The sequence below is a fragment of the Nostoc sp. LEGE 12454 genome (assembly GCF_056620565.1).
In genome coordinates, this window is the sequence record NZ_JBWQXL010000013.1 from 151493 (window position 1) to 162429 (window position 10937).

3 protein-coding genes are annotated in these 10937 nt (G+C 38.0%); all 3 read left to right on the plus strand.

Going from position 1 to position 10937, the window contains the following annotated elements; genetic code table 11:
* Positions 1 to 18 precede the first annotated feature (18 nt).
* The 3 genes from AC1F2U_RS16630 to AC1F2U_RS16640 all read left to right on the plus strand — a co-directional run bounded on the left by AC1F2U_RS16630 (position 19) and on the right by AC1F2U_RS16640 (position 10926).
* Entirely contained in the window at positions 19 to 4707 is a 4689-nt protein-coding gene (locus AC1F2U_RS16630) for a type I polyketide synthase (RefSeq protein ID WP_480262092.1), read from the plus strand.
* A gap of 103 nt (positions 4708 to 4810) precedes the next feature.
* A complete protein-coding gene (panP, locus tag AC1F2U_RS16635; RefSeq protein ID WP_480262093.1) occupies positions 4811 to 6493 on the plus strand; it encodes a pyridoxal-dependent aspartate 1-decarboxylase PanP in 1683 nt (560 codons plus the stop codon).
* A 32-nt stretch (positions 6494 to 6525) separates the two neighbouring features.
* Positions 6526 to 10926: a type I polyketide synthase gene (locus AC1F2U_RS16640; protein ID WP_480262094.1), complete on the plus strand. Its 4401-nt coding sequence runs from the start codon at positions 6526 to 6528 to the stop codon at positions 10924 to 10926.
* The last annotated feature ends 11 nt before the right edge of the window (positions 10927 to 10937 follow it).

A 10937-nucleotide genomic window follows, 5' to 3' on the forward strand; every position in this document is an offset into this window, starting at 1 on the left:
GAAGAATTAACATTAATTATGGAAAATTCAGAATATTTAAGTAGCAAAACTGGTCTGGAAATAGCCATTATTGGGATGAGTGGCTGTTTCCCAGAGGCTGAAAATATTGAGCAATTTTGGTACAATCTCCGAGATGGAGTAGAGTCAATACATAGATTCAACGATCGAGAATTAAAAGATTTAGGTGTAGATGAGGCTTTATTAAGCGACATAAATTATGTTAAAGCAGAGGGTGTAGTTGAAGATATAGACTTATTTGATGCTTCATTCTTCGACATTAATCCTAGAGAAGCTGAAGTCATGGACCCTTCACTCCGTTTTTTCTTGGAGCATTCATGGAAAGCACTTGAAGATGCTGGGTATAGTTCGGATGTCTATAAAAAACCTATTGGGGTCTACGCTGGGACAAGTTTTGGCAGTTATTTACTTAACATTTATTCTAATTATGAGCTTCTAGCCTCTGTAGGTGATAAGCAAATAGAAAAGGGAACTTCTCCAGATTATGTTACTACACTTGCTTCTTATAAATTAAATTTGCAGGGGCCAAGTTATGCAGTTCAAACTACTTGCTCTAGCTCGTTGGTTGCTGTACATTTAGCTTGCCAAAGTTTGCTTAGTGGTGAGTGTGATATTGCTTTAGCAGGAGGAGTTTCAATATCGACAGCAGTTGGTTATTTATATAAAGATGGAGGAATTGAATCTCCTGATGGACATTGCCGTGCTTTTGATGCTAAGGCTGCGGGAACAGTAAAAGGAAGGGGTTTAGGTCTTGTAGTTTTAAAACGGTTAGAAGAAGCGATCGCAGATGGCGATTGCATCCATGCTATTATCAAAGGCTCTGCTATTAATAACGATGGGTCAAATAAAGTTAGCTATACAGCACCCAGCGTAGATGGGCAAGCCAAAGTAATAAGAGCTGCTCAGGTTATGGCTGAGGTGGAACCCGATACCATTAGCTACATTGAAGCACATGGAACCGGCACTTCTCTAGGAGATCCCGTTGAAATCGCTGCCTTAACACAAGCTTTTCGTACTAAAACTCAGAACAAAGGATTTTGTGGTATTGGTTCTGTGAAAACCAATATTGGGCATTTAGACTCAACTGCTGGAGTAGCAGGTTTGATTAAAACTGTACTAGCCTTAAAACACAAACAAATTCCACCTAGTTTAAACTTTGAAGAACCATCGCCCCAAATTGATTTTGCCAATAGTCCTTTTTATGTAAACAATAAATTATCTGAGTGGAAAACTAGCAATACTCCTCGGCGGGCGGGTGTTAGTTCCTTTGGTTTTGGCGGAACAAATGTCCATTTAGTTGTAGAAGAAGCTCCGATAACTCAATCCTCTAGTAATTCTAGACATTGGCAATTATTATTACTTTCAACTAAGACGAATACAGCACTAGAAACTGCTACAGAAAATTTAACTAATTACCTGCAAAAAAATCCAGATTTAAACCTTGCGGATGTTGCTCATACTTTACAATTAGGACGGTGGACTTTGAACCATCGCCGAATAGTAGTTTGCCAAAACCAACAAGATGCAATTAATGCATTGCAAGATCCTCAAAGAGCTTTCACCCATTACCAAGAACCTTGTAATCGTCCGGTCGTGTTTATGTTTTCTGGACAAGGTTCGCAATATGTAAATATGGGTCGAGAATTATACGAAAGTGAAGCCGTATTTAAACAGCAAGTTGATTATTGCTGTGAATTACTTAAACCTTACTTAGAATTAGACCTGCGTTCAGTTCTCTATCCCAGGGTAGAAAAAGCTCAAGAAGCAACACAAAAGTTGCAGCAAACAGCAATTACTCAACCTGCGTTGTTTGTGATTGAATATGCTCTAGCCAAGTTGTGGATGGCATGGGGTGTGCGCCCTGAGATGATGATTGGTCACAGTATAGGGGAGTATGTAGCTGCAACGATCGCTGGAGTTTTCTCTTTAGAAGATGCCTTAGCTATAGTTGCAATGCGAGGAAAACTAATGCAGCAGTTACCTGGTGGTGCTATGCTCTCGGTTCAGCTTCCAGAACAAGAGTTACAACAACTGCTAGAAAAGGAAATTTCTCTGGCTGCGAGCAATGCACCTTCTTCTTGTGTGGTGTCCGGTGCAACAGAAGCAATAGAGAAATTACAACAAAAGCTACAACAAATAGGTGTAAACTTTAGGCGTTTGCATACTTCTCACGCCTTTCATTCTCAAATGATGGAACCCATCATTGAGACTTTCATCCAGTTATTACAAAATATAAAACTTAATACTCCAAAAATTCAGTTTGTTTCTAATGTTAGCGGTACTTGGATTACCGCAGCTGAAGCAACAGATCCTAACTATTGGGCTAGACATTTAAGGCAACCAGTACGCTTCAGTTTAGGAATCTGTGAGTTGCTCAAACAGCCAGAGGCAATACTGTTGGAAGTTGGGCCAGGACGGACGCTAAGTAGTTTTGCGAAACAACATCAAACAGATAAACTCATAGCACTAACTTCTATACGACATCCTCAAGAGCAACAATCAGATATAGAATTTTTACTTAACACTTTGGGTAGGCTTTGGTTAGTAGGAATTCAAATTGATTGGTCAGGTTTTTATGTAAATGAAAAGCGTCATCGCATACCCTTACCTACTTATCCTTTTGAGCGGCAGCGTTACTGGATTGAGGTAAATCGAAATGCAACTCTGGCAATGATGTCGCCAAAAAGTTCTGATAAAAAACCAGATATTGCTGATTGGTTCTACGTTCCTCGATGGAAAGAATCTACACCAATGGAATTTTTTCAACCGGATAAATTGGTAGAACAAAATTCATATTGGTTAGTGTTTGTCGATCCCTATGGAGTGGGAGCAGAAATCGCTGAACGACTGAAACAACAAAAACATGAGGTGATTTTTGTTAGGGTCGCAGATAAATTTTCACAGCTTGATGAGTGTACATATACAATCAATCCTAGACAAAAGGATGACTATAATGTTTTGTTGGAAACACTACAAAAACAGAATTGGAACTCACAAGCGATCGCATGGCATTTTGCGCATTTTTGGAGCGTTACTCCTAACGATACTTTACCCAGTCAAGAGCTAGAGCCACAAACACAATATCAGTTTTTTGAAGATTGCCAAAGTCTTGGTTTTGATAGTTTGCTGTTTCTGACCCAAGCCTTGGCAAAACAAAATATAATTGAGCCAATCAAGCTGATGGTTGTCACCAGTAATCTACATGATATAACTGGCAGCGAAAAATTATGCCCTGAGAAGGCAACTATATTAGGGCCATGCAATGTAATTCCACAAGAGTATCTCAACATTACTTGCTGTTGCTTTGATATTGTACTTCCGGACTCTATAACTAAGCCATCACAAACACTTATAGACTCACTGCTTACAGAATTTACAGCACCAATAACTGAGAACTTAATTGCTTATCGTGGCAATCATCGCTGGATTAAAACATACGAAGCTGTACATTTAGATAAAGGCATTATCAGCAAAACCAAGTTGAGAAAAGGAGGTGTTTACTTAATCACTGGTGGGCTTGGTCGCATTGGTTTAGCAATGTCAGAATACTTAGCAAAAACAATGCAAGCTAAGTTAGTTTTAATCGGCAGAAAAGGCATACCGGAAAGACACCAGTGGTCAGAATGGCTGCTAAACCACGATGAATCTAATGAAGTTAGCCAGAAACTCAAAAAGGTGATGAGGCTAGAAGAATTAGGTGCACAAGTTCAAGCGATCGCGGCTGATGTAGCTAATGAAGAACAAATGCAACAAGCTATAGCATTAGTTAATGAACGGTTTGGTGAAATTCATGGCGCGATCCACGCAGCCGGAATTAATGACGATGCATATTATACTATCGAAGAAAGTTCTAAAATTCAAAGTCAATCACAATTTAATCCTAAAGTGTATGGACTATTTGTTTTAGAAAAAGTTTTGCAAGACCAAAAGTTAGATTTTTGCTTATTTACGTCTTCCTCATCATCTGTTTTAGGAGGTTTAGGGTTAACTTCTTATTCTGCTGCTAACATTTTTATGGATGCCTATGCCCACAAGCACAACCAAATAAATATGTTTCCTTGTATTAGCGTCAACTGGGATACTTGGCAATCTCAAGAAGATGATATGCAGGATTTAACTGTGGGAGTAGCTTTAGAAAAATTACGCATGACATGGCAGGAAGGAATCGATGTCTTTAGCCGTGTATTATCTTTAAATAAAACTCCACAAATTGTTGTTTCTGCGGGAGAACTACAACCCAGAATTGAACAATGGATAAAACGAAAATTTTTACAAAATAAGGAATCATCAAATAATCAAGGTAGTTTATCACTTCATTCCAGAGCAAACTTACAAAACGAGTATGTTCCATCTAGCAATAATGTAGAGCAAATAGTTGCTACGACTTGGCAAAAAGTTCTGGGAATTGAAAAAATTGGTATTTATGATAACTTTTTTGATTTGGGAGGTAGTTCTCTCATAGGTGTTGAGATTATCTCTCATTTACAAAAAGAATTAAATGCCCATATTCCGATAATCAGCATTTATGAAAGACCAACTATTAGTTCACTTGCCGAGTTTTTAAGTAGCGACGAAGAAGCTTCTTTACAAAAAGATTCTTACCGAACTCAAACGAGGTCTGCTTCAATTAAACGTCGCAAACAAGCTAGACAAAATCATCGAAGGACATCACTGATAGAAGATAATTAGTATTTTAAACCTAGTTCAGGGTTTACTTAGAATAAGGACTAAAGTCCTGACTAAAAAGTTATAGCTAGGCAATTAAGAACCAAGATATATTCTGGAGTATAAAATGGCATTAAGTCAGCAGAGACAAGAAAAAACTCAGCAAAATTTCTTTCTTGAAAATGAGGTAACACCACAGTATGAAGTTGCCAAGGGAGTGATGCAATTATTTGCACCATCTAACAAGTTAAAATCATCTATAGAAGCTAAAATGGGTGTTCAAACTGACACTTTAGTTGATGATTTTTTAAACGCAATTAATACTAATTCAAATATTGATTTCAATGCATTAGTAGAAACGTTTTCTGATAGTCAAGTTCCTATTAATCCTGGTAATTTTGATAGCTACCTTGATTATTTAGCAAATAACGTTATTAATCATTCAATACATACATCTTCACCACGGTTTATAGGTCATATGACCTCTGCTCTTCCCTGTTTTGTGCGGCCGATCGCAAAACTGATGACAGCCATGAACCAAAATGTTGTCAAAATAGAAACAGCCAAAGCTTTTAGCCCTTATGAACGACAGGCTTTGGCAATGATGCATAGATTGATTTATAATTTTTCTGATGAATTTTATAACGAACATGTCCAAAATAGCCAAAGCACTTTAGGCATATTGGTTTCTGGAGGTACGGCAGCAAATATCATCGCACTTTGGTGCGCTCGCAATAAATCTTTAGGTGCAAAAAATGGTTTTGCAGGTGTAGAAAAAGAAGGTTTAACAGCAGCTTTAGATTACTACGGTTATCAAGGAGCGGTAATCATTGGCTCTGAACTGATGCATTATTCTTTTGACAAAGCCGCAGATTTATTAGGCATAGGTACGCATGGTTTAATAAAAATTCCTACTAATGTTGATAATCAAGTAGACTTAGCAGCTTTACGTCAGGCTGTTGCAGATTGTCAGACTAAAAACTTGCATATTATTGCGATCGTGGGCGTTGCTGGTACTACGGATTCTGGAAACATAGATTCGCTTTTAGACATAGCAGATATTGCCCAAGCTGCAAATGTTCATTTTCATGTAGATGCAGCTTGGGGTGGGCCACTCATTTTTTCTGAACAACATCGACAAAAGCTTATTGGTATTGAACGCGCTGATTCGGTAACAATTGATGGACATAAACAACTGTATTTACCTATGGGTATTGGTATGGTATTTATGCGCGAACCATACTTAGCTTTATCGATTGAAAAAAATGCTAGCTACACCATGCGTAAGGGTTCATTCGATTTGGGTAAACGCGCTTTAGAAGGTTCTCGAGCGGGTATGGCATTATTTTTACATGCTGGGTTACATCTGATCGGACTTAAAGGTTATGAATTTTTAATTGATGCAGGTATTGAGAAGACACAATATATGGCGGATCGGATTACTGCCATACCCGAATTTGAGTTACTATCTCAACCGGATATAAATCTCCTTCTTTACCGTTACATCCCGGAACCTTTCAGAGAACTTGCAGTTAAAAAACAATTAACAGACACTGATAATCAACAAATCAATATATTCAATGAGCTGCTGCAAAAAACTCAACGTCAAGCTGGTCGTACTTTTATCTCGCGGACAACAAAAAGAATTAACTGTTTAGAAAAAGAAATTTCTGTTACTGCGCTTCGTGCGGTAATTGCTAATCCGCTGACGACTAAAGAGGATATAGATGCAGTATTAAATGATCAAATTCAGATTGCTTTAGATTTATCGATATCAGATTCCTTAGAAGCCACTCAGAGCCTAGTGTAGTTGCTGTTAATAAGTTTAATTAGGTATTTTCCATGAACAATTCTCATGAATTTAATAACTTTGATGATAACGATGAAATAGCCATCATTGGTATTAATGGTCGTTTTCCAGGTGCAAAAAATGTTGATATTTTTTGGAAGAATTTGCGAGATGGAGTAGAGTCAATTTCTCATTTTACAAATGAAGAACTGCTAGCTGCGGGTATAGAGCCGACTTTGCTCAACGATCCCAATTATGTAAAAGCAAGCAGCATAGTGGAAGATATTGAGTTATTTGATGCTGCATTTTTTGGATTTACTCCTAGAGAAGCTGAAATCACAGACCCACAACATCGGATCTTTTTAGAATCTGCCTGGGAAGCTTTAGAATCTGCGGGCTATGATTCTGAATCATACAACGGGAAAATTGGGGTTTACGCTGGTGTAACTAATAGTAATTATTTATTTACAAATTTATATTCCAATCAAGATTTAATGCAGTCGGTAGATGCTTTAAATATTTTTATTGGTAATGAAAAAGATAATTTAAGTACGCAAACTTCTTACAAGTTAAATTTGACTGGGCCAAGTATTAATGTTCAGAATAACTGCTCTACATCATTAATCGCGGTACATTTAGCCTGTCAAAGTTTGCTAAATGGTGAAAGTGATATAGCTTTGGCTGGTGGTGTTTCTATAGCAAAGCTACCCCAAAAATCTGGTTATCAGTATCAAGAAGGGGTTCTTTGTTCCCCTGATGGACACTGCCGAACTTTTGATACTAACGCCAAAGGAACAGTATTTGGCGATGGTTTGGGAATTGTTGTGTTGAAACGGTTGGCTGATGCTGTTGCTGATGGAGACTTTATTCATGCTGTAATTAAAGGTTCAGCTATCAATAATGACGGTTCTTTAAAGGTTGGTTATACAGCACCTAGTGTTAATGGTCAAAGAGAAGTAATTTTAGAAGCGCTTGCCTTAGCTGGTGTTGAACCCGATACTATTTCTTATATTGAAGCTCATGGAACTGCAACTCCTTTAGGAGATCCGATTGAAATCAAGGCTCTCACACAAGCTTTTCGTGCTAGTACAAATAAAAAATGTTTTTGTGCTATTGGTTCAGTAAAAAGCAATATTGGGCATCTGGATACAGCAGCCGGGGTAACAGGTTTAATTAAAACGGTACTTGCATTAAAACATAAACAAATACCCCCTAGTTTACATTTTGAAAAACCCAACCCAGAGATAGACTTTGCCAATAGTCCCTTCTACGTCAATACCAAATTATCAGAATGGAAAACTAATAGTTTACCTCGCAGAGCAGGTGTCAGTTCTTTTGGAGTTGGCGGGACTAATGCCCATGTAATTTTGGAAGAAGCTCCAGTAATTGAAACATCCAGTGCTTCTCGACCTTGGCAATTGCTATTACTCTCAGCCAAAACTAGTACAGCTTTAGAAAGTGCGACTGCAAATTTAGCGGCTTACCTCCAGCAACATCCTAATATCAACCTGCCAGATGTAGCTTACACCCTACAAGTAGGCCGTCGAGCTTTCGATCGTCGGCGGCTGGTAGTTTGCCAAAATTTAAATGATGCAGTTAGATTACTTAAAAATGAAGAAGCAGAACGTGTTTTTAGTCACCACTGGAAACCAAGTCGTTGCCCTGTCATTTTCATGTTTTCAGGACAAGGGTCAGAATATGCAAACATGGGTCGGGAATTATACAAAGTTGAAGCAACATTTCGCAGACATATAGATACTTGCGCCGAAATTTTGCAACCCCACCTCGGTTTTGATATCCGTCACCTACTCTTTCCCGAACCAGAAAAAATTGAAGCGGCTAACCAACAACTACAACAAACAGCGCTTACCCAAGCAGCGTTATTTGTAATTGAGTACGCCTTGGCTGAGTTATTGATTTCATGGGGAGTGCGCCCAGAAGCGATGATTGGTGCCGATATTGGGGAATATGTTGCAGCTGCGATCGCAGGTGTATTTTCTCTTGAAGATGCCGTATTGATTGTAGCAAACAGGGGACAACTGCGATCGCTCACAAAAGTTCAACTCAATCCACCAAGTATTCGCTTTATTTCCAATGAGACTGGTAGCTGGATTACAGATGCACAAGCCACAAATCCTAACTATTGGAGCCAACATTTACAAAAAACTGTAAAATTTTCCGATAGTATTTCTCAACTATTAAAGCAGTTTGAAGGCGTTTTTCTAGAGGTGGGGCCAGGACAAAATTTAAGCACATTAACCAAACAACATTTAGATATCAATGCTAAACAATATGTGCTAACTTCTTTACCCCATGTCAAAGAGCAACAATCGGATGTAAGCTTTTTGTTGCAGACATTAGGGCAGTTATGGCTTTTTGGTGTCGATATAGATTGGTCGGAATTTTATAGCGAAGAACAGCGTCATCGTCTACCTTTACCTACCTATCCCTTTGAACGGCAAAGATACTGGATTGAAGCGAAAAAGCAAGGCAAAGATGATGCTCATATAGTATCACTAACTAAAAAAGCTGATATAGCCGACTGGTTTTATCTTCCTTTTTGGAAACCTTCTTTACCTCCAGTCGAACTTGATATCCAAAAATTAGTAACTAAAAAATCTTGCACTTTGGTATTTATCGATGAGTGTGGCTTGGGTATCAAGTTGGTAAAACAATTAGAAAAACAAAACCAAGATGTCATTACTGTAAAAATCGGTGATAAATTTATCATACTAGGCGATGGATATACTATCAACCCAAAAAATCATCAGGATTACGATGTTTTATTCCAAGAATTGCTCAGAAAAAACAAGTTGCCACAAACGATAGTTCATTTATGGAATGTTACAAGTATCAGTGAACATGAATTAGAAATTGCAGAACTAGAATCAGCCCAAATCAAAGGATTTTATAGTTTATTATTTATTGCCCAAGCTTTGGGAAGACGCGAAACTAGTGATAATTTTCAAATCACAGTTATTTCTAACAACCTACAGTCAGTGACGGGAACTGAAGCGCTTTGTCCAGAAAAAGCCACTTTAATCGGCCCAATTAAAGTTATTTCTCAAGAATATGCAAATATAAATTGTCGTAGTATTGATGTTATTCTTCCTCCTAACGACAGTTGGCAAGAAGAAAAACTTATAGAAAAATTACTGGCAGAACTGACGGTTGATAATTCTGAAAATTTAATAGCTTATCGAGGTTTGAATCGATGGGTACAGAGTTTTGAGCCAGTGCGTTTTGATCGAGCTAAAATTGAAACCCCTCGACTACGAGAAAGAGGAGTCTATTTAATTACAGGTGGACTCGGAGGTATCGGACTTGTTTTGGCAGAATACTTAGCTAGGACTGTCCAAGCAAAACTACTGTTAGTAGGACGTTCTGCTTTACCCAAAAAAGAGCAGTGGTCTCAATGGCTATCCACTCACGATGAGAGTGATAATACTAGCTGTAAAATTCGCAAAGTTCAAGAACTTGAAGACTTGGGTGCAGAAGTTTTAGCCATCGCTGCTGATGTCAGCAACATAGAACAAATGCAAAGTGCGATCGCTCAAGCTCAACAACAATTTGGTCAACTAAGTGGTGTTATTCACTCTGCTGGAGTTCCTGGAGGCGGTGTAATTCAGCGAAAAACTCTAGAAGAAGCAGAAAGTGTTCTGGCTCCAAAGGTAAAGGGGACAATAGTTATTGATGCAATTGTCAAAGATACGGAGTTAGATTTCTTTATTCTAGTATCATCAAATAGCTCAATTGTAGCGGAATTTGGACAGGTAGACTATTGTGCAGCTAATGCCTTTCTTAATGCCTTTGCTCACTGTAATTCTGCAAAGCAGGGTCGATTTACTACTAGCATTAACTGGGATAGTTGGCAAGAAGTTGGGATGGCAGTGAACACAGAATTGCCCCAGCGACTCCAAGAATTGCGAAAAGAAAATCTTAAACAAGGTATATTATCCAATGAAGGTGTAGATGTGTTTCTCCGCATTTTGGAAAATCCCATGCCTCAAGTTGTAATATCTACATCTGACTTCTTGGATGTACTCAAACAGTACAATTCTTACAATAAAATACAGACCATAGAACTTTTAGAAGCTGTCAACTCTTCCAAATTAAAATATCCTAGACCTGAACTAAGTAACGATTATGTTGCTCCTCGAAATAAAAATGAGCAAAAGCTAGTTGAAATTTGGCAAGAAGTTATTGGTATTGAACGGATAGGAATTTATGATAACTTCTTTGATCTTGGTGGTGATTCTCTCATAGGTATTCAACTTATGACAATCGTAAATAAGGCATTTAATTTAAATTTTTCTATTGCCAAACTTTATGAATGCCCAAATATAGGCTCGATGACGAAGATTTTTACTCCTGAAGACTCTCAGGAAAATGCTTTTGAACAAAGGCTAAGTCGAGGACAAAGAAGAAGACAGATGAAAATGCAAACAAACTAAAATATAAAGTT

What these genes read in the sequence shown, in the direction of transcription:
- panP (WP_480262093.1), top strand. Translation starts at nt 4,811, where the DNA reads ATGGCATTAAGTCAGCAGAGACAAGAAAAAACTCAGCAAAATTTCTTT.
- AC1F2U_RS16640 (WP_480262094.1), top strand. Translation starts at nt 6,526, where the DNA reads ATGAACAATTCTCATGAATTTAATAACTTTGATGATAACGATGAAATA.
- AC1F2U_RS16630 (WP_480262092.1), top strand. Translation starts at nt 19, where the DNA reads ATGGAAAATTCAGAATATTTAAGTAGCAAAACTGGTCTGGAAATAGCC.